13 protein-coding genes are annotated in these 25,195 nt (G+C 46.3%); 9 read left to right on the top strand and 4 right to left on the bottom strand.

The genetic code is table 11. From position 1 onward, the window contains the following. Positions 1 to 4: 4 nt before the first annotated feature. From EGI32_RS02315 to EGI32_RS02300, 4 genes are all read right to left on the bottom strand, one after another. Positions 5 to 742 carry a LytTR family DNA-binding domain-containing protein gene (locus EGI32_RS02315; RefSeq protein WP_255153748.1) on the bottom strand — a complete coding sequence of 246 codons (738 nt, stop codon included), beginning with the start codon at positions 740 to 742 and terminating at the stop codon, positions 5 to 7. Continuing rightward, positions 723 to 1,781 (bottom strand): sensor histidine kinase, encoded by a 1,059-nt coding sequence (locus EGI32_RS02310; RefSeq protein WP_255153747.1) that lies wholly within the window; start codon positions 1,779 to 1,781, stop codon positions 723 to 725. The genes EGI32_RS02315 and EGI32_RS02310 overlap by 20 nt, the downstream gene beginning before the upstream one ends. A 164-nt stretch (positions 1,782 to 1,945) precedes the next feature. Continuing rightward, a complete protein-coding gene (locus tag EGI32_RS02305; RefSeq protein ID WP_255153746.1) occupies positions 1,946 to 2,305 on the bottom strand; it encodes a DUF4288 domain-containing protein in 360 nt (119 codons plus the stop codon). 111 nt (positions 2,306 to 2,416) lie between these two features. Then, positions 2,417 to 3,220: a DUF5668 domain-containing protein gene (locus EGI32_RS02300; protein ID WP_255153745.1), complete on the bottom strand. Its 804-nt coding sequence runs from the start codon at positions 3,218 to 3,220 to the stop codon at positions 2,417 to 2,419. A gap of 239 nt (positions 3,221 to 3,459) precedes the next feature. Between EGI32_RS02300 and EGI32_RS02295 the strand changes: the two genes are divergently transcribed. From EGI32_RS02295 to EGI32_RS02255, 9 genes are all read left to right on the top strand, one after another. Beyond that, positions 3,460 to 4,041: a Crp/Fnr family transcriptional regulator gene (locus EGI32_RS02295; protein WP_255153744.1), complete on the top strand. Its 582-nt coding sequence runs from the start codon at positions 3,460 to 3,462 to the stop codon at positions 4,039 to 4,041. 239 nt (positions 4,042 to 4,280) lie between these two features. Next, positions 4,281 to 5,171 (top strand): pirin family protein, encoded by an 891-nt coding sequence (locus tag EGI32_RS02290; RefSeq protein WP_255153743.1) that lies wholly within the window; start codon positions 4,281 to 4,283, stop codon positions 5,169 to 5,171. An 18-nt stretch (positions 5,172 to 5,189) separates the two neighbouring features. Beyond that, a complete protein-coding gene (locus EGI32_RS02285) occupies positions 5,190 to 5,723 on the top strand; it encodes a YceI family protein (protein ID WP_255153742.1) in 534 nt (177 codons plus the stop codon). 311 nt (positions 5,724 to 6,034) lie between these two features. Beyond that, positions 6,035 to 7,246, top strand: coding sequence for a Pycsar system effector family protein (locus EGI32_RS02280; protein WP_255153741.1), 1,212 nt, complete (start codon positions 6,035 to 6,037; stop codon positions 7,244 to 7,246). 12 nt (positions 7,247 to 7,258) lie between these two features. Then, positions 7,259 to 9,277 carry a polyphosphate kinase 1 gene (gene ppk1 / locus EGI32_RS02275; RefSeq protein ID WP_255153740.1) on the top strand — a complete coding sequence of 673 codons (2,019 nt, stop codon included), beginning with the start codon at positions 7,259 to 7,261 and terminating at the stop codon, positions 9,275 to 9,277. A gap of 6 nt (positions 9,278 to 9,283) precedes the next feature. Further along, complete coding sequence (locus EGI32_RS02270; RefSeq protein ID WP_255153739.1) at positions 9,284 to 10,141, top strand: SdiA-regulated domain-containing protein; 858 nt, start codon at positions 9,284 to 9,286, stop codon at positions 10,139 to 10,141. 6 nt (positions 10,142 to 10,147) lie between these two features. Beyond that, on the top strand, positions 10,148 to 13,768 hold the full coding sequence (locus EGI32_RS02265; RefSeq protein ID WP_255153738.1) for a metallophosphoesterase: 3,621 nt from the start codon (positions 10,148 to 10,150) through the stop codon (positions 13,766 to 13,768). 2 nt (positions 13,769 to 13,770) lie between these two features. Next, positions 13,771 to 16,125 (top strand): GAF domain-containing protein, encoded by a 2,355-nt coding sequence (locus tag EGI32_RS02260; RefSeq protein WP_255153737.1) that lies wholly within the window; start codon positions 13,771 to 13,773, stop codon positions 16,123 to 16,125. Positions 16,126 to 16,446: 321 nt separating this feature from the next. After that, positions 16,447 to 25,131, top strand: coding sequence for a glycoside hydrolase family 94 protein (locus EGI32_RS02255; RefSeq protein ID WP_255153736.1), 8,685 nt, complete (start codon positions 16,447 to 16,449; stop codon positions 25,129 to 25,131). Positions 25,132 to 25,195 lie beyond the last annotated feature (64 nt).

Genomic DNA, 25,195 nt, shown 5'->3' with positions numbered 1-25,195 from the left:
ATTATTATATATCCAGTAGCTTTTTCAACCTTGTATATCCGTTCCTGCTGACAGGGATTCTTGCCCCGTTTTTGAGAATAGCGAGGTGATTATCTTTTTCGTAAGCATCGATCCTGGTCACCTGTTGTACATTCAGAATATAGGAGCGGTGGCTGCGGACAAAGGAACCCGGATCCAGCAGCGATTCAAAATAGGCCATCGTTTTATTCTTCAGAAAAGCGCCTTCGGCAATATGGATCTTAACATAATCATCGGCAGCTTCCAGGTAAAGTATATCATTCATGGGAATGATCTTGATCTTGCTGCCGGTTTTTACCACGATCCTGTCTTTTTGCAAAGGCGATTGCGCAGCATCATTCAGCAAAGCTTCTGTATTCGCGGCAGCAGAGTGTTGCGTGGTATCCATCCACTTTTGTATGGCTTTGGCAAAACGCTCTTTGTTAAATGGCTTGAGTAAATAATCAACTGCGTGCGCTTCAAAAGCCTTGATGGCATATTCGTCAAATGCAGTGGTGAAGATCACCGCAGGCGGATGTTCCACGAGTTCGAGCATTTCAAATCCATTGATCTTCGGCATCTGTACATCCAGGAATACGAGGTCGGGGTGATGCTGCTGAATTGCTTTCAGTCCTTCAAATCCGTCGCTGCACTCCTGTACGATCTCCAGGGAGGGGAAATCCTGCAGGTACTCGGTTACTATGAGTCTCGCCAGTGGTTCGTCATCAATTATCAGCACTTTCATAGATCAGTTGTGGTATTTTAACGGTGGTAGTGAATAATTTATCGGCGGCTTTTGTTTCCACCAGGTCGTGGCGTGCGTACAAAAGATACAATCTTCTTTTTACAGAACTCAATCCGAACCCTTCCCCTTTTTGCGGCTGCGCCGTATCGGGATCGAACGGATTGCTGATGACCACGATCAGTTGGTTTTCGTTTGTAAGCGTTTGTATACGAATGGTTACTTGTCCTATGGTATCATACAGCCCGAATTTGATGGCATTTTCCACGATCGGCTGCAATAATAACGCAGGTATCTTCATCGAAAGGCTTTCATCGCTGCTGGTCAGTTGTGTATCCAACCGGTGGCCGAAACGAACCTGCTCAATGCCCAGGTATAATTGCAGATGTTGCAATTCTTCAGCAAGCGTTACTGTTTTGTTTTCATCTTTTTTGATCGTCCCCCTCAAAAAGTCAGACAGTTGCTGGATCATATTCCTCGCTTCCTGCGGCCTCGTGCCCACCAGTGCGCTGATCGAGTTGAGGCTGTTGAATAAAAAATGTGGTTGCAGCTGTCTCCTGAGGGCAAACAATTCCGCTTCCTTACTCAAGGCTTCCGCGTCGTTTTTTCTTTGTTCCGTTTCCTGCTGGTATTGGAAACTGTACCACAGCACACAGATCATCGACATGCACACGATCAATAAGAACGCAATTCCCCAGCGTATCGGTAAAGAATATTTCAGCGAAAGCAGGTAAGCATTATTTCCTTCATAAATATTTTGCAAAAGATATTTACCTGTAAAAACTATCAGCGAACTCAGCAACAGGCTGATAAAAAAGATATACCAATAACGTTCTTTTTGTGGCAGGTAAAATTGCATCACATAACAAAGCAGGAGGCAGGCGAATGCCGAAAGTCCGTTGTACACGCCGCTATCCGTGAGCGCTATCTGCCAGTAGAGCCCCAGCCACCATAAGAGAATGGCATGCAGGGCAGACCAGGCCAGCCACCAGGTAACGAATACCTTTAAGAATTTTACAACTGAAAGTGGTGAACGGGCCAAATGGAGTTAATTGAAGACAATTTTGAAATAGGTATTAATAATGGAAAATTGAATAATGGATAATTTTTTAGGCTTGAACGATATCAACTTCCTGAAACAACATAAAGTTGGAACAGAAAACATTATCCATTATTACATTATCCATTCAGATGATTCATTGTGCTTTACACTTGTTCGAATAACATCAACGCATTTCTTTCTCTCGTGTGCCTTGCTTTATTGTGCACGATGTTGGTATAATTCTCGCCATCCTCATGCTCTTCGATTCGTGAAAAGACTTCAGCCCCGTGGATCATATCATGCAGCTGATACAGTTCCGATACATTGATGAACTTCCATTGCACGAGTTGCTCAATATGGTTCATAAAACTATCCTGTTCATCTTCGCCGATCTGGTGTGCCTTTTCAAAAGCCTCATCGGCATTCTCCGCCAGCACCAGCCTTACCTGTTCATCAAACTGAGCTTTGTGGTCGCCATCACCGCAAATGATGCGGAAAACTATTTTTGCAAGATACCATTTCATACAGATCAATTAAAAATTACGAATTACGGATGACGAATGACAACCACGAATTCAAGTTACTGACTGTACGAATCTTCATTCGTAATTCGTAATTTGACATTCGTAATTGATTCAGTAGTTGCGGATCTCAATTCCGCCGAAAACAGAAGTGCCTTTTAATACCAATACTTTCGTGGGGTCTACCACACCGGTGGTATGGCGTTTATCTTCGAGCCCGCCGAGAAATGACACCAGTTCGGGTTGTATATCCCAGTGAGCAGGCACGATCAGTTTGGTGCCGCCCAACACCTGCGTCAGTTCAAGCGTGACCCTTCCGTTTATATCGGCCTGGCTGAGGTTGAGTTCTGTGCCCCCTAAAAAACTGGTGACTTCACCGCCTTTGAAATCCTTGGATAAGATGACTTTTTTGGTTCCGCCCAAAATGCTTACAATCTCTAAAGGGGCTTCTGATCCCGGGGTTGCATCGTCACTACTGTTGAACGAACCGGGATTTTTTTTTTCATCGAAATCATCACATCCGGCCCAGTTACTGAATTTTTCGTTGAAGCTTTTATGCCTTGGGCGAAAAATGAAGGCGAGCCCGATGAAGATCAGCAGTATCGGCCAGGTATATACCCTGATATTCCATTCAGGATGCAGGTCGGCTACAAGGAACAAACCGCCGATCAGCGTGAACATCAGCCATCCCGGCCCACGAAATTTTTTGCGGATTCCAATGAACAGGCCTAAAACGATCATCACTACCGGCCAGGTAAAAAACCATTGGGGAAATGGGGCGCTTAGTTTCTGTATCAATAAAATGGCACCTACGGCCGATAAAACCAAACCTGTAAAAACGCGGCCTTTCGCACTCCTTCTTTCAAAACGTCTCGCTCTTCTTTCAAAGCGGTTCCGCATGTGTTCATCTTGTATCATGATTGCTGAATTTTAAACAAATCTACTCTGAGAAAACACAGCATGCAAGAGCCTTTAGGCTTTGCGAAGGAAATTGCCGGTAAACGGAGGGGAAAGGTCGGTAAGCGGAGGTTTCCCGCAAAGACGCAAAGCGTAAAGGCAAAAGTCGCAAAGCAAACATTTTTTTTATCATCACCTTTGCGCCTTTGCTTTCCTTTGCACCTTTGCGTGGAATCTCCTAGTTTTACAAAATGCACGAAATGCTCCGCAAATACATAGAACAATATTCAGGTTCCACACTTACTGAAGAAGAATTCGCATTGGTAACAGCATCTTTCAGGCCCAGACATTTGCGCAAAAAACAATATTTTCTCCAGGAAGGTGATGTAAGCAAGAATATGGCTTTTATTGTAAAAGGCGCCATGCGGCAATATAGTGTGGATGAAAAAGGGGGAGAACATATCATTTTTCTGTGCACCGAAAACTGGTGGGTAGGCGACAGGGAAAGTTTTACCATGCTCACCCCTTCCAGATACAATATCGACGCGGTAGAAGATTCGGATATCCTCGTTACCACCAGTGAAGCATTTCAGGGATTGGTAGATAAGATCCCCGCCATCAATAACATGATCCGCACCATGGATCAGCGCAATTCGATCGCCAACCAGAAGCGTATACATTCCGCCATCAGCCTGACCGCAGAAGAGCGTTATTTCAGCCTGCTGGAATCCAATCCCGCCTTGTTTCAGCGTTTTCCGCAAAATATGATCGCTTCCTACCTGGGTATCTCTGCCGAAACATTGAGCCGTATCAGGAAGAAACCACGGACGACAGACCACTGACGAGAAACGAGAGACGACAGACCACGGACGACCGATCACGGTCAAGTCTCCTGATTACAATGTTGCAGATACGATTGAACTCCTGCTATTACGACCTGTCGGTAGTCTGTCGTCCGTGGTCTGTCGTCGGCCTTCGGCCTTCTGCCTCTTGACTTTTATCAACGCGATTTATTGTCGTTTGTCATTTTTATCCGTACGGGAATGTTTCAATTTTGCCTTATCAAAAAAAGGAACATACGATGGAAAAGATCATCAGCACAAGTTATGGCGGCGCAAATTCAAAGGTGGGGGAACTGTTGGTAAACAGGTTGCTTCCCAACCGGTATGTAGATGCAGTGGGCCCATTCGTGTTTCTCGATCATTTATATCCTGCCAATATCAAGCCTGCAATACCTAAAGCGCCTAACGGAGAGTTTGCACATCCGCATCGCGGAATTGCCACTTTCAGTTATTTGTTTAGCGGCGCGCTGGAACATTTCGATAGTTATGGCCATCACGGTATCGTGGAAGCCGGTGGCGCACAATGGATGAAAGCGGGTAATGGAGTGATCCATGATGAGCATAACAGTCCTGCATTCCAGGAAAAAGGCGGCCTTTTGCACGGGCTGCAGTTCTGGATCAATCTGCCTGCGGAAAACAAAGCCGAATTGCCCGATTACCTGGCAGTTCAGGCGGCGGATATTCCTGAAGTGCACCTGCCGGATGAGGCAGGAAAACTGCGGGTGGTGATCGGAAGTTTTGGCGATCATTTCTCCCCGGTAAAGACCTATTCTCCCCAATTCCTGTACCATCTCAAATTGAATGCAAAATCAACTTTTGTGCTCCGGGCAAAGCCAGGCATGGAATACGCGGCACTCGTGCCCGACGAAGCGGTAAAGATCAATGACGAATCCTTCGCGAAAAGCGAATTCATTTCCTTTGGCGCCGATGGCGAAGATATCATCCTTTCCAACCCCGGTATTACCGTTGCGGACGTGATCATTTTCGGCGGAGAATATTATGCAGAGCCTATCGTGGCAGAAGGGCCGTTTGTGATGAACACCCGCCAGGAGATCGGCGAAGCCTACCGCGATTTTCACCTGGGAAAATATGGAACGATCGATTATAATAAAACATCAATTTTAAAATAAACATTAAAAACTAATACAATGTCAACAACAAAATGGGTAATAGACCCCGCACATTCCGAATTACAATTTAAAGTGAAACACCTGGTAATATCTACCGTTACAGGTTCTTTCAAAACCTTCAGTGGTGAAGTAGTTTCCGCTACCGATTCATTTGAAGATGGTAAAATAAGCTTCAACATAGATGTGAACAGCATTTATACCAACCAGGAACAGCGCGACGAACACCTGAAAGGCACCGATTTCTTTGATGCTGCCGCGTTTCCTCAAATCAGTTTTGAGTCCACTTCTTTTGCAAAAGCCGGTGGCGATGAGTATAAACTGGCCGGTAACCTTACTATGAAGGGCGTGACTAAACCTGTAGAACTGGATGTCGAGTTCGGCGGATCCGAAAAAGATAATTACGGCAATATCAAATACGGTTTTGAAGTAACCGGAAAAGTAAACCGCAAAGAATTCGGGTTGACCTACAATGCACTTACCGACGCCGGCGGCCTGGCTTTGGGAGAAGACATCAAGGTGATTGCGAATATCCAGCTTGTGAAAGAAGCGTAAATCCCGCTTCGCGTGATCTGATAGGGAACGCAGATGGTTATGATGATGATATATTAAGATGTTGGTCCAATAACCGGATTTGCCATAATCATCATACTAATCTGCGTTCCGTTTTTTCTCTAAGGTGATCGTAAATATTTCTTTCGGGTCATCCCATATGATAATCTAAAGATTTCATCTTAATTTATCATAATCATCATAATAATCAGCGTTGCGTGGTATCTTTTCCAAAACTGGAAAGGATTTTGTTTCAAATACAAGTAAATTAGCGGAAAAATCAGCACATCTTATCCCGCTACAAAATTACTTTTATGAACTATTCACAGGTACTGGAGCATTTGAAACATGAAGTGATCCGTTTTTACAAGGAAAGGGAGGAACCCGGACTTACTTATCACAATCTTCAGCACACACAGGAAGTAGTGGCGCATGCGGTAAAATTGCTCAATCATTACCAGTTGAATGACAAGGAATCATTCATTGTAATGGTAGCAGCCTGGTACCACGACATCGGTTATTTCAACGGAGGCGCTACCGGGCATGAGGAAAGGGGAGCGGCAATGGCCGAAACTTTCCTGAGGGAAAATGGGGCCGAAGAAGATGTCATCCTCGCCGTACGCAATTGTATCATGGCAACGGTACTGCCGCAAAGCCCGCAGACTTTACTGGAAAAGATCATTGCCGATGCGGACCTGTATCATTTTGGAACCGATGATTTTGCCGAGCGCAACAAACTGATGCGTAAGGAAGCCGAATGGCGTACAGGCAATAAGATACCAAAATCTCAATGGAGGCATAAAACTGTTCAACTGTTGCAGGCGCATCACTACCAGACCGATTACGCACAGGAATTGCTGGATGCAAAAAAAGCCTTCAACATTGAAAAACTGAAAGCCAAAGATGATGATGAACTGATCTCACCAAAAGAAATATTAAAAGAGGAAAAGAAGACACCCGATCCGGAAGTGTTTTCAAAAACTACCAAAAAGGATCGCCCCAACCGTGGAATTGAAACCATGTTTCGCATCAGTTCCAGCAATCATCAGCGTTTGAGCGATATGGCCGATAATAAGGCCCATATCATGATCACCACCACTTCCATCATCCTCTCGGTGTTGCTGAGTGTGCTTTTGCGTAAGCTGGAAGACAATCCACACCTGGTGATCCCCACCATGATCATGCTCACAGTCTGTGTAGTGACCATGGTTTTTTCCATTCTGGCCACCAGGCCGGCCATTCCCGACGGGCGTTTCACCCACGACGATGTGGCGCAAAAAAAAGTAAACCTGTTGTTCTTCGGTAATTTCTACCGGATGAGTTATGAAGAATATGCCGAGGGGGTAAACGCGATGATGAAAGACAGGGAGTTTTTATATGGCAGTCTTACCAAAGATGTGTATTCGCAGGGGCTTGTGCTGGGGAAAAAATACCGGCTGCTGAGGATCGGCTATAATGTTTTCATGTTTGGAATCATCGTGGCGGTGCTGGCGTTCGTAGTCAGTACGATGATATTCGGCCACTAATCTATAATCTCCATGGAGGATCTGCTTTTTTTTAACAGGGATATCAGCTGGCTTTCTTTCAACGGACGGGTATTGGGAGAGGCAGCCAGGGAAAATGTACCCCTGCTCGAACGTATCAATTTTCTTTCTATATTTTCTTCCAATCTTGATGAGTTCTACCGGGTACGCATACCCGCTTTGCTGGCGCTGAATAAGATACAGAAAGATAATTCCTCCGTTTATGATGAAGCCGTGGATATCATTGACATTCAGCAAAAACATTTCGGCGGGATTTTGATTGATTCCATCATCCCGTCTTTGCGGCAACACAATATATTCCTGCTGTACAAAGATCCTGTACCGGAAAAATTATTGCCGGATGTCAGCAATTATTTTTTCACGGCCATAGCCGGGTTCATGAGCCCTGTGTTGCTGGAAGAGGGTACTGCATTCTTTCCTGCCAACAACCAGTTGTACATAGCGGTAACGGTGCGGAATAAAAAACAGGCAGAGCAATTGTACCTGGTAAACGTTCCTGTAAATGAGGTGCCGCGTTTTTATAAAGCGACACAGCCCGAAGGCGATTATATCATTTTCCTGGAAGACATCATCATCCTGCACCTCCAACAGCTTTTTCCTGCAGCGGAGATCAATGGCGCTTATCCCATAAAGATCACCCGCGACGCGGAACTGGAATTACAGGACGAATATGCCGAAGACCTGGCAGATAAAATTGAAAAACAACTGGCGAAACGCGATTTCGGTTTTGCCTCGCGATTTTTATATTCACCGGGATTGCCGCTGAGATTGCAGCAGACCATCATCCATCTTTTCAATCTGCACAAAGCATCGATCGTGGAAGGCGGACTGCATCACAACCTGAAAGACCTTTCATCCATACCGGTAAGAAACGCGGAACTTTCTTATCCGCCGTGGCCGGCATTACAGGATAATAAATTGCCCGGGGAGAACCTGTTCGATTCCATTTTGAAAAAAGACCGGGCAGTGCATGCCCCATACCAGTCTTATGACACGATCCTTCGTTTTTTCAACGAAGCTGCCATCGATCCTTCGGTGGAAGAAATCTATACCACCATGTACCGCATCGCCAAAGATTCGAGGATCGCGTTCGCTTTGATCAGTGCGGTGAAAAATGGAAAAAAAGTTTCGGTACTGGTAGAATTGAAAGCAAGGTTTGATGAAGCGAATAATATTCACTGGGCAAAAGAAATGAAAGCGGCCGGGGTAAAAATAAGTTACAGCAGCAATGCTTTGAAAGTACATGCTAAAATAGCATTGGTGATCCGTAAGGATAAAAAAGAGCCTTACATCGGCTTGCTGGCAACCGGGAACCTGAATGAAACTACCGCACGGTTTTATACCGATCATATCCTGCTGACGGCGCATCAGCCGATGCTGGCTGAAATGCAGAAACTGTTCAGCTTTTTGGCTAAAAGAAAAAAAGTCGACAAAGAAGACGCGATCGATTTCAGGCACCTGCTGGTAGCACAGTTTAATCTTCAGTCAAGATTTTTGGAGCTGATAGACCGCGAAATAAATTTTGCGGAGCAAGGCCTTCCTGCTGAAATCATGATAAAAATGAACAACCTCGAAGAAGAAGTGATGATCTCGAAGTTGTATGAAGCATCCAATGCCGGGGTGAAAATAAACCTGGTGGTACGCAGCATTTGCCGGCTGGTGCCGGGTATAAAAGGGCAGAGTGAAAACATTGTAATAAAACGCATTGTAGACCGCTATCTCGAACATGGCAGGGTGTTTGTCTTTGGAAATAATGGCCGGCCGGAGGTTTTCATGGGCTCTGCAGACTGGATGAACAGGAATATCTACCGGCGCATAGAAGTTTGTTTTCCGGTATATGATGAAAATATCCGTGAGCAGCTCAGACATATCCTGGACTTGCAATGGAGAGATAATGTGCAGGCTGTTTACATCAATAAGGAACTGGACAATAAACCTGTAATGAATGAGGATGCGGCGGTAAGATCGCAGGAGGCCATCCGGGAATATTTGCGCACATTGATCAATGAATAAAATGATATGAAAAAAATAATACACTTAATGATAGGCTTGCTGGCGATGGTATTGGTACTTGCTGCCTGCAAAGCTTCCGGACAAAAGGAGCAATCACCGAAAAATTATAACCTGTCATTACCCTCAAAATTCCTGATGCCTGAAAGCCTGTTTGAGATATCGGGTATCGCTTTTTATAAAAATAACCCGGATACGGTGTATGCCATACAGGATGAGGAAGGGAAATTCTTTCGTTTGGCCTGGGGTGTCAAGAAGCAGTATCACAGCAAGTTTGGGAAGAAAGGTGATTACGAGGACGTAACTATTGTGAATGACAAAGTAGTGGTATTAAAAAGCAATGGCTCATTGTATATTTTTCCTTTTGCCGACCGTTTTGTGGAAGATATAGACAGCACCCGGGAATGGAAAAAGATATTACCCGAAGGTGAATACGAAGGTATGTATGGCGATGACAGCACCGATAATATTTATATCATCTGCAAGAATTGCGCAGGCGATGATAAGAAACAGGCGGTAACAGGCTACATCTACCACATGGGGGACTCGTTGGCGCCGGCGGGGAATTTCAGCATTGATGTGGACCAGATCAAGGCACTAACGGGTAAGGTTAAACGCGGTTTTCGCCCATCCGCGTTAGCGAAAAATCCGGTGAATGGCTACTGGTACATCATTTCAGCAGTTAATAAACTCATGGTGGTTACAGATAGCAACTGGAAGGTGATAGAAAGTGTGGAACTCAATGGCAACCGCTTCAACCAGCCTGAAGGCATCGCATTCGACAAAAGCGGTAACCTGTACATCTCCAATGAGGGCGATGATCTTACGCAGGGAAATATTTTAAAATTTACATGGTCGGCAAAATAATTTACGATGATCAGATCTCTATTTCTTTTTTTGATCCTTTCTGTTACCGCTTTTACTGTTACCGCACAGGACAGCATAAAATACAGGATCATATTTATTGGCGATGCCGGCGAAATGAACGCGACACAAAAACAGGCGCTGACCCATGCCGCCAACCACATCATCACCGGAAAGACGATGGTGATGTACCTGGGTGATAATGTTTACCCGAGGGGCATCGGGTTAAGCGATGCTACGGCCGACGACAAACGGGAAGATTATGCGATACTCCGGTCGCAATACGAGCCTATGCGAAAAAAAGGGGCGCCGGTATTTTTTCTTCCCGGCAACCACGACTGGGATAAAACCGGGGTAAATGGGTTAGCTAAAATTCAGCGCCAATGGCGCTATATCGAAAGCCGCGGGGATTCCCTTTTAAAACTTATTCCGGCAAATGGTTGTCCCGATCCTGTAGAGGTGCCAATTAACGAAAACCTTGTGCTGATAGCATTCGACAGCGAATGGTGGCTCTTTCCATTCGATAAAAAAAATCCAGAATGTGAATGCCAGACACAGACCGAGATACTTGAGAAGCTGGCATTGCTGCGCTATAAGCACCGTAATAAAATAATCCTGCTGGCTTCGCATCATCCTTTTCAGAGTTATGGCGAGCATGGCGGAAAGTATTCTTTTAAAGACCATGTATTTCCCTTTACCATTCTCAACAGGCATTTGTATATCCCGTTACCCGTGGTAGGTTCACTGTATCCTTTGTTGCGCACCACTTTTTACAACCAGGAAGATATCAAGCATCCACGTTACAGGAACATGATCAACAGCATTGACGCGGTGTTTGACAGCTTTCCCAATCTTGTGCATGTTGCCGGTCACGAGCATGGATTGCAGTTCATCAAAGGAAAACAGAACAAGATACAGATCGTAAGCGGTGCCGGTGCCAAACATACCAATGCGGTTAAAACTAAGTACTCATTGTTTGCAAAAGCAACACAGGGGTATGTTACAGCCGATCTGATGCCCGACAACAGCATGCAGTTCAACTACTATGAATATGTTCCGGATACCATCAGGCAGGCATTCACTTATACATTGCCTTATAAAAAACAACCTGAATATTCGGTGGAAATGTACAAGGCTTTTTCCGGGGATAGCATAACGGTAAGGGTACATCCTGAATATGACAAACACAGCAAACTGCACCGGAAAATGTTTGGCGAAAATTACCGCAAGGATTGGGCGCAGGAAGTAACGTTGCCGGTTATACGAATTTCTGATTTCAACGGGGGGCTTACCCCTACAGAGTTGGGAGGTGGTAAACAATCGAAATCATTGCGCCTGAAAGATAAAACCGGTAAGGAGTGGGTGATACGCAGCGTGGAGAAAAATGCTTCGAATATTTTGCCACCTGCCTTACGCGAAACTTTTGCCAGGGATTGGCTCGATGATGCCACCAGCGCCCAGCACCCGTTTTCCGCATTGGTGGTGCCGCCGATCGCCAAAGCGGCGAATGTTCCGCATTCAACACCCATCATAGGTGTAGTGGCGCCCGATAAGGCTTTGGGTGTATATGGGATGTTGTTTACCAATGAAGTGGTATTGCTCGAAGAGCGTGAACCATTGGGCGAATCGGACAACACCCCCAAAATGCAGCGCAATATCCAAAAGGATAATGATAACCGCATCGATGCAAAAGAATTTCTGCGGGCACGTATGCTCGATATGTACATTGCCGACTGGGACAGGCACGAAGACCAATGGCGCTGGAAAGATACGGCCAATGGAAAATCGAAAAGTTATCTCGCCATTCCCCGCGACCGTGACCAGGTTTTTCACCTGATACAGGGAGTGGTGCCGAAGATCGCTTCGAGGGAATACATCATTCCCGAGCTGGCGGATTTTGGAAATACACTCGAACAACCAAAATGGCTCATCAACGAAACCAGGTTTGCCAATTCATTCCCGGAAGCGCAGTTGAGCCACGATGAATGGACGAAGCAAGTGGAACTCTTTACAGCCGCTATTACGGATTCTGTGCTGGAAGCGGGTTTGCGTAGGTTACCGGAAGCGTCTTACAAATTACGGCACGACGAATTTCTGGCAAAACTAAAAGCAAGACGTTCAGCCATGCCGGAAGCGATGGAAACTTATTACCGTTTCATACAGAAGATCGCTGACATCAAAACAAGTGATAAGAATGAACTGATCGAGATCACGGGCGTTGAAAACGGCGACCTGAATGTGAAAGTCCATAAGATCTCAAAAAACGGGGCAATAGAAGATGAACTGATGAATAAAACCTACGACCGTTCATTGACAAAAGAGATCAGGATATATGCGGGTAATGGCAATGACAGCATTGTAGTGAATAATAAAACATCGGATATCAAACTGCGCCTTATCGGGCAGACAGATGAAAAAGCCTACAATGTGATTGCTTCCAAAGGCAGAATAAAATTATACCAGCGTCGCCATAACGGTACTTTCAGCGGCGATAGCACTAAGTTCAAAACAAGGATATCCAACGATAGCCTGAGTACCGTTTTCACTCCTGTTAATTTATACAATATCTGGCAGCCACTTACCAGCATCGGCCTCAACTATGACGATGGGCTCATCCTCGGTGGTGGCATCAAGTATACCCACCAGGAAGGGTTCAGGAAATATCCTTTCGCCAGTCAGCATCAGCTTACTGCCGCTCATTCGTTTTCTACAAAAGCATACAGGATACGCTACACTTCCGAATGGACGCACGTTTTCAAGACTGCCGATATCACCATCAACGCACTGGCGAGAGCCCCGAATAATACCATCAATTTCTTTGGAGTGGGCAACAATACGCCTTATGATAAATCCGGCAACGACAGGCGTTTCTACCGCACGCGTTTCAGTACTTTCCAGGTGGATCCAGCCATTCGCTGGCGCAATAAACAAAGCAAGACTTCCTACGTAAGCATCGGCCCATCCTGGCAGTATTACCGCTATTCAAAAGATGATAACGATGGAAGGTTTATTACCAGCACTACCAACATCGGCTCATACGACAGCCTCACTTTGCAGGAAAGCAAGATGCACCTTGGTGCGGTTTTCATTTACTCCCAGGACAAACGCAACAACAAGATATTGCCGCAGTATGGAAGTTATTTCAATGTGCGGATCCAGGGGTATGCAGGCCTGGGCAAATTCGCCAGGTCATATGCGCAGATCATTCCGGAGTTTGCTTTTTATAAAAACCTGAATGCGAAGTCTACGGTGATACTGGCAAACAGGATGGGCGGCACGGTTTCTATTGGCAACCCAGCTTTTTACCAGTCGGCCTTTATCGGCGGACAGGAAAACCTGCTGGGATTCAGACAATACAGGTTTGCCGGACAACATAGTTTCTACAATAACCTCGAGCTGAGGGTGAAGGTTTCTGATATCGCCAATTACATTTTGCCGGGTCAGTTTGGCATTACCGGCTTCTGGGATGCTGGCAGAGTTTGGGAAAAGCATGACAATTCTGCTAAATGGCACAACGGTGCAGGAGGTGGTATCTATTTTGCACCTGCGTCGCTGGTTGCCTTCAGTTTTGTCATGGGACATTCCACCGAAGGCTGGTACCCGTACTTTACAATGGGCTTACGCTTTTAATTATGCAGACAAAAATACTTGATCTTACAAAAGATAAACCGCAGGGGGATGCAGTACAAACTGTGCTCACTTTCAGGCCCTTCATAGATTTTTTGAAAAAACGCCGCGATGCTACAGAAGGCGTAAAAAACGGGTACATCAATTATGTGATAGAGCAGTTTGAACAAAAACCTGAACTACTCGATAAGATTGATGTAAATGATGCTTACCGCTACGGCGATGAATTTCAACTGATCTACAATACACTTTCCCCGATCGTAGAAGATGAGAATAAACATTACTGGTCGCTGAGCCTGCCGCTGTCGCCCGTATTATTTTACAGCACCAACGCGTTTTTTAACCTGATAGCCGATATCACCAGCTGCAGCATCAGGAAGGAAGTTTTGCAGTCGAAAGAAATAGCAGACATCGTTACCAATCAGCTCAAGTTCCGGTATTCGCTCATTCTTGAAAAATGTTATGGTATCCCATCTTTTTTCAACAGGGAGATCATCCATTCAATGGCGGATGCAAAGACCGGCATGAACAGGTTTTACAAGATGAAAATGGATATCCGTTTCATTGATGTACATACCGTGAAGCCGCTGCCCGATATCAATATCGAATCATTGAAATCCCGTACCAGTTACGATCACCAGGATGTGTTGCCTTTGCTGCAGCGCATTTTGCCCCTGGATATGTTTCGTTTCGAAGGGTTTGGATTAACACAGATTGCCGATATCACTTCTCAATATGCGATTGAAAATATTAAAAACGCCATCCTCAATACATATGATATGGATGAGGAACAATGTTTTGATACTATCACGCGTTCGCTGAAAGCCCTGGTAGGCAACAATGAAATTGAATTTGGTGTGTTGCCGGTACTCAGGATCAACAACAAGCTGGTGTTCGACAAATCGATGTGCTCCAATAGCATGGTCATCGGTATCACGCATGAACAGGGGCTTGGGGAAGAAACCTACCTTGCGCTGGCACAAAAATACCTGGACGAACCTAAAGTTATTTTTTATAAAGAGATCACCAAAGCGGATGAAAACCGGAAAGGGTACCTGCGGTTATTAAAAAAATCTGGTGTAAAAAGTTATGCGCTGCTGCCCGTTTATTTTAATAAATCCCTGGGCGGGGTGCTGGAAGTGTATTCCAAAAAAGAAGGCATACTCGACGATGTGGCGATGACGAATCTTGATGTGGCCATGCCTTTGTTGTCACAATTGCTCAACAATGCCGTTCACCAGTTTGAAGATGGGATCGAGCATGTGATCAAAGAAAAATTCACCTCCGTACAACCGGCCGTTCAATGGAAATTCAACGAAGCCGCCTGGCATTATATGCGTGATAAACATTCTGGCAGCGCCAACACCGAAGTGGAAGACATCGAATTCAAAGCGGTGTACCCGTTGTATGGAGCCGTGGATATCCGCAATTCCACCATAGAGCGTAATGCCTCACTTAGCAGGGATCTGCAGGTGCAGTTTGGTTTACTCATCGAAGTATTGAAAGAATTGAAAGAACGCTCCGGATTTGGATTGATCGATGAAAAAATTTATCTCACGCAGAAATGGCTGGAAAAAGTAAGTGAACCGGATGGGTTTTACGAAGAGGTTAGGCTCAATGAATTCCTGGAGAATAACATCGTGCCTTTCCTGTTACATTTTCAAAAAGGGAACCCGGTATATGAAAAAATAAGTGCCCGTTATTTTGAGGCCATCGATGAAGCCTCCGGTATCGCCAATTACAACCGCCGGTCGTTGGAATCTTCGATGACCACCGTGATATCAGCAGTTAATTTTTACCTGGAAAGTATGAAGGGGGAGATCCAGCAGGCTTATCCTTCTTATTTTGAAAAGTTCAGGACGGATGGTGTGGAGTATGATATTTACATCGGCCAGTCGATTGCGCCCGATAAACCGTTCAGCGATATTTACCTGAAAAATCTCCGGCTTTTGCAGGTGAGCTCCATGGCTGCTATCGCAAAATATGCGCACTCGCTTATCGACAGCCTGCCGGTGCCGGTAGAAACCACGCAGCTCATCTTCGTACATTCCAACCCGATCGATATCAAATTCCGTAAGGATGAAAAACGGTTTGATGTGGAAGGCGCCTACAATATCCGTTATCATATCGTAAAGAAAAGGATCGATAAGATACATATCAAATCTTCTGCGGAACGCCTGACGCAACCCGACAAGATCGCCATCGTTTATTTCACCAGGCAGGAAGCGGATGAATATCGTGGCTACATCAATTACCTGCAGGAACAGGGTTTGTTGAAAAATGACCTCGAAGACCTGGAGCTCGAAGAAATGCAGGGTGTGAATGGATTGAGGGCATTGAGGGTAGGAGTGGTTATATGATTACACGAATTGAAACGAATTACGCGAATTACACGAAAGCGAAATTTAAAAGCACTTATAACAGTAACGCCCCTTTGAAAAAAGGGGCGTTACTGTTATAAACGGCAAAGTCTTGACTATTCACTATTGACTATTCACTAACTGAATGATTGCCTGAATTCCAAAGGGCATAGCTGATGACAATCGCCTTCCGATCCTCATTTAAACCCTCTTATATTCCTCATTACCAAAACACAGCATAATTTTTGGGTAGTATTCAACAGGAAAAAATTACCACGGTCACTTTTAGTGGATATAGCTGAATAAATTCAAGAGACGAGTATGAAAGTAAACCAAAGAAAAGATAAGGAAACGGGTGTTTTGGAAATGCTTCCACAGGCGATAGGTGCATTAAAGAAAAATATAATCGAGCCATTCATGGGCGATAGCCCCAATGGAAAAAATAAGGACGAACGTTCGCCGCTCAGGGCCGAATTGTTTACAGAAGAGCAACTCGAGCAATATGCTACAGACCTTGCCGGAAGGCATGTTTTGGTACAGAAAGATCAATCCGAACAATTGCTGAAACGCCTGGCTTCCAATGAAGCGATCCTTCTGGAAGTACACGAATTGCTTACAGAAACCGTAAGGAAAAATAACAGGGTGGTGCCTGCGGGTGAATGGCTGCTGGATAATTTTTATTTGATTGAAGAACAGATCTATATCGGGAAAAAACATTTACCCAAAGGATATAGCAAGGGCTTGCCGCAACTTTCCAAAGGCCCATCGGTTGGTTTACCCCGTATTTATGATATAGCTGTGGAAATAATTTCTCATAGTGACGGGCATGTCAACCTGCGAAGCCTTAACAGGTTCATAAATGGTTATCAAAAAGTGCGCTACCTGCAACTGGGTGAATTATGGGCTGCACCTATCATGCTCAGGCTCGCGTTGCTCGAAAATCTGCGCCGGCTTTCCGTGCAGATCTCCCTCGACATACAGAATAAAACATTGGCGGCTTACTGGGCCGACCTGATGATGGATACGATGGAAAACGATCCGAAGAACCTGGTGCTGGTGCTCGCGGATATGGCCCGTTCCGAACCCCCGATGGAAAGCGCCTTCATCGCCGAATTCACCCGGCGGCTGCAGGAAAAAGGAAATATGCTGGCGCTGGCGCTCAACTGGATCGAACAACGGCTGACGGAAGAAGGGTTGAGCACATCGATCCTGATCCAGCAGGAAAATCAGAAGCAGGCTGCCGATCAGTTGTCCATCAGCAACAGTATCAGCAGTCTTCGTTTTTTAGCCACCACCAACTGGCGTTCATTTGTAGAAAGCAACAGCATCGTAGAAGATATTTTGCGCAAGGATACAGATGGTGTGTATGAAAAAATGGATTTTTTTACCAGGGACATGTACCGGCATACCATCGAGCGTATTTCAAAACACAGCGATCATACAGAACAGGAAATAGCCACCATGGCGATCTCCGCGGCTGAGGCCAATAAAGATTCCCTCAACAGGCACAGTGCACACGTGGGATATTTTTTGATCGGTAATGGGGTGGCACAGTTGGAAAAACAGGCAGCGATGAAACACTCGGGGTTTGAAAGTTGCCGCCGGCTCGCCAATCGTATCCCACTCGTAAGTTATGTTGGTGCCATCATCCTCATCTCAGGGTTGCTCACGTGGTGGCTGTTTCAAAAAGCCGGACTGGAAGGGCTTCGCGATGGCTGGCTCATCGGTTTTGGTATCATGATCCTCATCGCTTCCAGCCAGCTGGCAGGCAGCGTGGTCAACTGGTTCATCACATTGATGGCAAGGCCTTGCCTGCTGCCGAGGATGGATTTTTCAAAAGGTATTCCCCAGGATTGCAGCACGATGGTGGTGATCCCCACGATCATTTCCAGCGGCACTGCCATCAGTTCGCTGGTAGAGAACATTGAAGTGCATTACCTCGCCAACAGGAATGATCATCTTTCATTTGCCTTGCTCACGGATCTTAAAGATGCCGGCGAGGAAGTGCTGGAAGAAGATGCAGCTTTGATACAGCTTGTTTCTGACAAAATAATTGCCCTCAACAAAAAATACGAACGCGCCGGTAATGATGTGTTCTTTCTCTTTCATCGTCCACGCAGGTGGAACCCGAAAGAAAATGTATGGATGGGCTACGAACGCAAACGCGGAAAACTCGGTGCGCTCAATGCACTGATCAAAGGCACAGGAAAAGAATACTTTTCAGTCATCATTGGTGAAGAAGAAATTTACAGCAAAGTAAAATACATCATCACCCTGGATTCCGATACGGAACTCCCCCGCGAAACAGCCTGGAAGATGGCAGGTAATATGGCGCATCCGCTCAATCAGCCTATTTATAATGAAAAGCTGCAGCGGGTCACTGCCGGTTACACCATACTCCAGCCAAGGGTTTCCAACAGCCTGCCCGGTAATGGAAGTTCAATCTACGCCAGGATACACGGAAACGAACCCGGCACCGATCCATACACCCGTGCTACTTCGGATGTGTACCAGGATCTTTTCAAAGAAGGCTCTTTCATCGGTAAAGGCATTTATGATATCGAAAGTTTTGAGCGCACCTTCCATGATAAATTTCCGGAGAACAGGATTTTGAGCCATGATCTGCTGGAAGGATCCTATGCCAGATCGGCATTGATCACGGATGTGCAGCTGTATGAAGAATACCCGGGCGCTTACCTCACCGATGTACAACGCCGCCGCCGCTGGATCCGTGGCGACTGGCAGATAGCTTCCTGGGCTACACCATTTGCCCCCGGGCAGGATAAAAAATTACATGTCAATAAATTATCGGCTTTATCCAAATGGAAGATATTCGACAACCTCCGCAGAAGCCTGGTACCACTGGCTTTGCTGTCGTTGATGATAGCAGGATGGGCCATATTGAATAATCCGGCATCGTGGACGTTGGTGGTGATGGGCATAGTATTCCTTCCATCAATCGTGAATTTTTTATGGGAAACATTCAGAAAACCCGAAGATGTCACTTTTGTTCAGCACCTCATTTATGCCAACCGTTCGTTAAAAGATAATCTCAAGCAGCAGGTGATTGGCCTTATGTGCCTGCCCTTTGAAGCCTTCGTTTTCACACAGGGAATATTGCTTACCCTCTGGAGGATCTATATCTCACGGAGGAAGCTGCTGCAATGGAACCCTTATGGCAGCAGCGTTTTAAAGCGCACCGTCGCGGGTACGTATGCCTATATGTGGTTTACGCCGGTATTCTCTATCGGTATATTCATTTTTCTCACGTTATATTCTCCGGTCTCCATCATCGCGGCATCCCCGTTTATCATTGCCTGGCTGATGGCGCCGCTGGTAACCTGGTATATCAGCAAACCGGGAGCTGAAAAGAAAACGGAGATCACCGAATCGGAGAGTATTTACCTGCGTAAACTTGCCCGTAAGATATGGTCGTTCTTTGAAGTGTTTGTAGGCCAGGAAGACAATTGGCTGCCGCCGGACAATTACCAGGAGCAACCCGTAGAACGCATCGCCCATCGCACGTCGCCTACCAATATCGGGCTGTCGATGTTGTCGAACCTCACTGCCTGGGATTTTGGCTACATCACCCACGAAACATTATTGGAGCGAACCGGCAACACCCTCCGCACCCTGCAGTCGATGGAAAAATACCGCGGCCATCTGTACAATTGGTACGATACGATCTCATTGGCACCGCTGGCGCCGCGGTATGTTTCTACAGTAGATAGTGGAAATTTCATCGGGCATGTGATCACGCTCAAGCAAGGCCTGATGTCGGTTCCGGATAAAAAAATAATTTCGGAAAATGATTTCAAAGGGCTCGAAGATGCCTTGGGTATTTTGATCGAGAAGACAAATGAAAAGAAAGCGCTTACCGGGTTCATGGATTCCCTGCGGAATACATGGCCACAGCATATCCATGACCTGCATCAGCTCAATACATATCTTTCGGCGATCGAGGCGCAATTGAAAAATATTCTCGTCGAACTCGACCTCACCCCTGATATGGAAGACGACTGGTGGGCCGAAAAAACCATGGAGCATATCAAAAATATGCAGCACCAGTTGAACACATTTTTTCCATGGCTTGGTTTACCTGCGGCGAAAGAAAAATTCAGCCACCTGGTTGCCGATCTTCCTGCTGTGCCTACTATCAACCAGCTGGCACGCATCGAACAATCCTTGTTGCATAAGATAGTGGCTTGTTATCTGCCGGAAAATTCGGCTGCTGAAAATGAATGGCTGAACCAGCTGCGATCAGCTATTACAGATTCTGCCAGGTTCGCAAAACAATTACAGTTGCGTGCCGAAGTGCTGGCCCGGCAATGCGATGAATTCACCCACGTGGAATATGATTTTTTATACGATAAAATACAACACTTGCTCACAATCGGCTACAATGCCGATGAACACAGGGCCGACAACAGTTATTACGATCTGCTGGCATCCGAAGCAAGGTTAACGACATTTGTTGCCATTGCGCAAGGCAAATTGCCCCAGCAGAGCTGGTTCGCCTTAGGAAGGCAGCTGACGAACCTCGGTACCGATCCCATCTTATTATCCTGGAGCGGATCGATGTTTGAATACCTCATGCCATTGCTGGTGATGCCAACGTATGAAAATACATTGCTTGATCAGACAAACAAATCGGTCATCAAAAAACAAATGGACTATTGCCGAAGCCGCAATATCCCATGGGGTATTTCCGAATCGGGATACAGCAATGTGGATGCACACCTCAATTATCAATACAGGGCCTTTGGGGTTCCCGGACTGGGATTCAAGCGTGGCCTGGCTTCCGACCTGGTGATAGCGCCATATGCCACCATCATGGCATTGATGGTAGCGCCATCGGATGCGTATAACAACCTGCAGGTGATGAAGGAAGATGGTTTTGAAGGACGTTATGGATTTTACGAAGCCATCGATTACACGGCTGCAAGATTGCCACGGCGTACTACCCACAACGTGATACGGTCCTTCATGGCCCATCACCAGGGAATGGCATTTCTTTCTATCGGCTTCCTCATGTTTGATCAGCCGATGCAGAAAAGATTTGAAGCGGATGTGCAGGTAAAGGCCACCTTGTTGTTATTGCAGGAAAGGATACCGAGGATCACTACTTTTTATTCACCAACGGTACACGAATCGGATACTACGGTTTTTGCCGGGGGCAATGAATCCATGCGTGTGATCAACACGCCGCATACGGCCATTCCCGAAGTACAGCTGCTTTCCAATGGCCGGTACCATGTGATGCTTACCAATTCTGGTGGCGGCTACAGCCGTTGGAAAAACCTGCTCATCAATCGCTGGCGCGAAGATGCCACCTGCGACAACTGGGGTACATTCTGTTATATCCGCGACCTGGAAAATAATGCTTTCTGGTCGGCGGCATACCAGCCTTCACTCAATGAAGGCACAAATTACGAAGCCGTTTTTTCACAGGGCAGGGCCGAGTTTCGCCGCAAGGATAATAATATAGAAACACATACGGAAGTGATCGTTTCTCCCGAAGATGATGTTGAATTGCGGCGCATCCATATCAACAACCGCTCCCGCAAAAGAAGGTTCATAGAAGTTACGAGTTATGCGGAAGTAGTAATGGCATCGGCAGCTTCAGATGAAGCGCACCCGGCTTTCAGCAATCTTTTTGTACAGACAGAAATAAATGAACAGCGCCATGCGATCATCTGTACAAGAAGGCCGCGATCAGCCGATGAAACCACTCCTTATCTTTTTCACCTGATGAAAGCGCATGGAGCGGAAATACAACAAGTGACCTATGAAACAGACAGGGATCGTTTTATCGGAAGAGGAAATACTATTCATCAGCCGGGCATGATCTACAATTCAAAAGGGCTGAGTGGCGAAAGCGGTTCGGTGCTGGATCCTGTTATCGCTATTCAATACCGCATTTATATCGAACCCTACAAATCAGTGATAGTAGATGTGATCACCGGTGCGGCAGATACAAAAGAAGGCAGCAATGCCCTGATAGAAAAATACCAGGACAAACACATCGCTAACCGCGGACTGGAACTGGCATGGACTCATAGCCAGGTGATCCTGCGGCAGATCAATGCCACAGAAGCGGATGCTCAATTATACAACCGGCTGGCAGGCTCCATTATTTTTGGTAACGGTGCTTTACGAACCGATCCGGCCAACATCATCAAGAACCGCCGCGGCCAGTCTGCCCTCTGGGCTTATTCCATATCCGGTGACCTTCCCATCGTGTTGCTGCAGATAGAAGAATCATCGAGCCTCGATCTTGTAAAACAGATGGTGCAGGCACATGCCTACTGGCGCCTGAAAGGGCTCATCGTTGATCTTATCATCTGGAACGATGATCATGGTGGCTATCGCCAGGAACTGAACGATCGCATTCACGCACTGATCGTTCCGGGGTCTTCTGCCAATCTTAAAGATCAGCCAGGCGGTATATTCATACGGTCTACCGAACAGATATCCAATGAAGACAGGATCTTATTCCAGACCGTGGCGCATATTGTTATCTCCGATAGGTTGGGTACGCTTGAAGAGCAGGTGAACAGGGGCGCTAAACCAAAAAATACCATACCGGTTTTCAAACCGAGTAAATTCCATACCTCTGTAGATTCTACGCTGATCAACGATCTGCAGCTTCCGGAAGGCGTACAGTTCTTCAATGGGTTCGGCGGGTTTTCCGCAGATGGAAAAGAATATGTCATCAAGACAATGCCGGGCAAACCTACGCCGGCCCCATGGGTAAATGTATTGGGTAACCCGCAGTTCGGTACTGTTGTATCCGAAAGCGGCCAATCCTATACCTGGGTTGAAAATGCCCACGGGATAAGGCTTACACCCTGGAACAATGATCCCATAACGGATCTTAAAGGAGAAGCGTTTTACCTGCGGGATGAAGAAAGTGGCCGGTTCTGGTCGCCATCGGCTTTGCCTGCAAGAGGAAATTCCCCCTACATCACCCGCCATGGATTTGGCTACAGCATTTTCGAACATAGTGAAGATGGTATCTATTCATCCATGAAAGTATATGTGGCCATCGATGCCACCATTAAATTCATCGTACTTACAGTGCGTAATAATTCCAACCGGCCAAGGCGGGTGTCTGCCACGGGTTATATGGAATGGGTATTGGGCGACCTGCGTTCCAAAGCGCAGATGCATACCATAACGGAAATGGATAAACGCAGTGGTGCATTGCTGGCGCAAAATGCTTACAGTACAGAGTTTGAGCACCGCGTTGCTTTTTTTGATGTGGATGATGCCGGGCGTTCCTTTACTGCCGACCGTACAGAATTTATAGGCCGCAACGGAACATTGGCCAATCCCGACGCTATGAATAAAGTAAGGCTCTCTGGCAAAACCGGCGCTGCGCTCGATTCCTGTGCAGCATTACAGGTAGCTTTCGACCTGGTGGAAGAAGAAGAAAAACAAGTGACGTTCCGCCTCGGCGCCGGAAAAAATATGGATGAAGCCATTGCGCTCATCGAACGCTATGAAGGGAATGCCGCGGCTAAAGAAGCTTTCAAAAAGGTAGAAGATTTCTGGAAAGAAACCCTAACTAACGTGCAGGTGTACACGCCGGATACCGCCACCAATATTTTAGCCAATGGCTGGTTGAATTACCAGGCTTTATCTTGCCGCATCTGGGCCAGGAGCGGGTTCTATCAATCCGGCGGGGCATTCGGGTTCCGGGACCAGCTGCAGGATGTACTTTCGCTGATGCATACCAAACCGGGGCTGGTGCGAGACCAGATATTAATATGTGCTTCCCGCCAGTTCATAGAAGGCGATGTACAGCACTGGTGGCACCCGCCGAAGGGAAGGGGCGTACGCACTACCTGCTCCGATGATTACCTGTGGTTGCCATTTGTAACCGCGAGGTATATACAATCTACCGGCGATCAGCAGATACTGGAAGAGCAGGTGAGTTTTATTGAAGGGCGTTTATTGAACGCCGGCGAAGAATCTTATTATGACCTGCCTATCAGATCCGATAAAACTGCCAGTTTGTACGAGCATTGCGTGAGGGCGATAGAGCATGGGCTTCGTTTCGGCGAACATGGTTTACCGTTCATGGGATCCGGCGACTGGAATGATGGTATGGATAAAGTGGGCCAGCATGGAAAAGGCGAAAGCGTTTGGCTGGCATTTTTCCTGTACGACATACTGGAGCGTTTTTCAATAGTGGCTGTAGCGCACCATGACCAGGCCTTCGCGGATAAATGCCGTACGCAGGCATCGGCGTTGAAACAGTCGATCAATAAGAATGCCTGGGATGGCGAATGGTTCAGGCGTGCATATTTTGATGATGGTACACCGCTTGGTTCCAAAGAAAATGAAGAATGTAAAATTGATTCCATCGCACAAAGCTGGTCGGTATTGTCGAAAGCCGGGGATAAGGAACGTTCGCTCACGGCGCTGGCATCGGCAGATAAATACCTGGTGCGCAAAGAGGATGGCATGATACAATTATTTGATCCGCCGTTTGATAAATCATCGATGAACCCCGGTTATATAAAAGGATATGTGCCGGGTGTGCGTGAAAATGGCGGACAATATACCCATGCCGCTATCTGGCTGGTAATGGCTTTTGCCGAAGCCGGTAACGCGGAACGTACCTGGGAGTTGCTCAAAATGATCAACCCGCTCAACCGCGGGATCGATGCGGAAAAAATAGCTGTGTATAAATCAGAGCCATATGTAATAGCAGCAGATGTATACGCGGAGCCACGCCACAAAGGCCGCGGCGGCTGGACCTGGTACACGGGCTCAGCCGGATGGATGTACCAGTTGATCCTCGAATCATTTATAGGGTTGAAACGTACAGGCGATACTATAAGGTTCAAACCCTGCATGCCGGCCGAATGGGGAACTATAAAGATCCAGTACAGGTATATGGATACTACTTATATGATCTCGCTGAAAGCAGGTGAACAAAAGGAACATGCGCTCAAAATGGAAAACAAAGGCGGGCTTGTGGAAGTGGAAATATGAAAATGATCAAAATGTGGTTTGTTAAAAAAATATTAACAAACCACATTTTTGTATGAGGCCGTTT

The organism is Ferruginibacter sp. HRS2-29, from assembly GCF_024343615.1.
Lineage (GTDB): Bacteria > Bacteroidota > Bacteroidia > Chitinophagales > Chitinophagaceae > Ferruginibacter.
The sequence above is the reverse complement of the archived record's forward strand: the minus strand, read 5'-3'. Positions and strand labels throughout refer to the sequence as shown.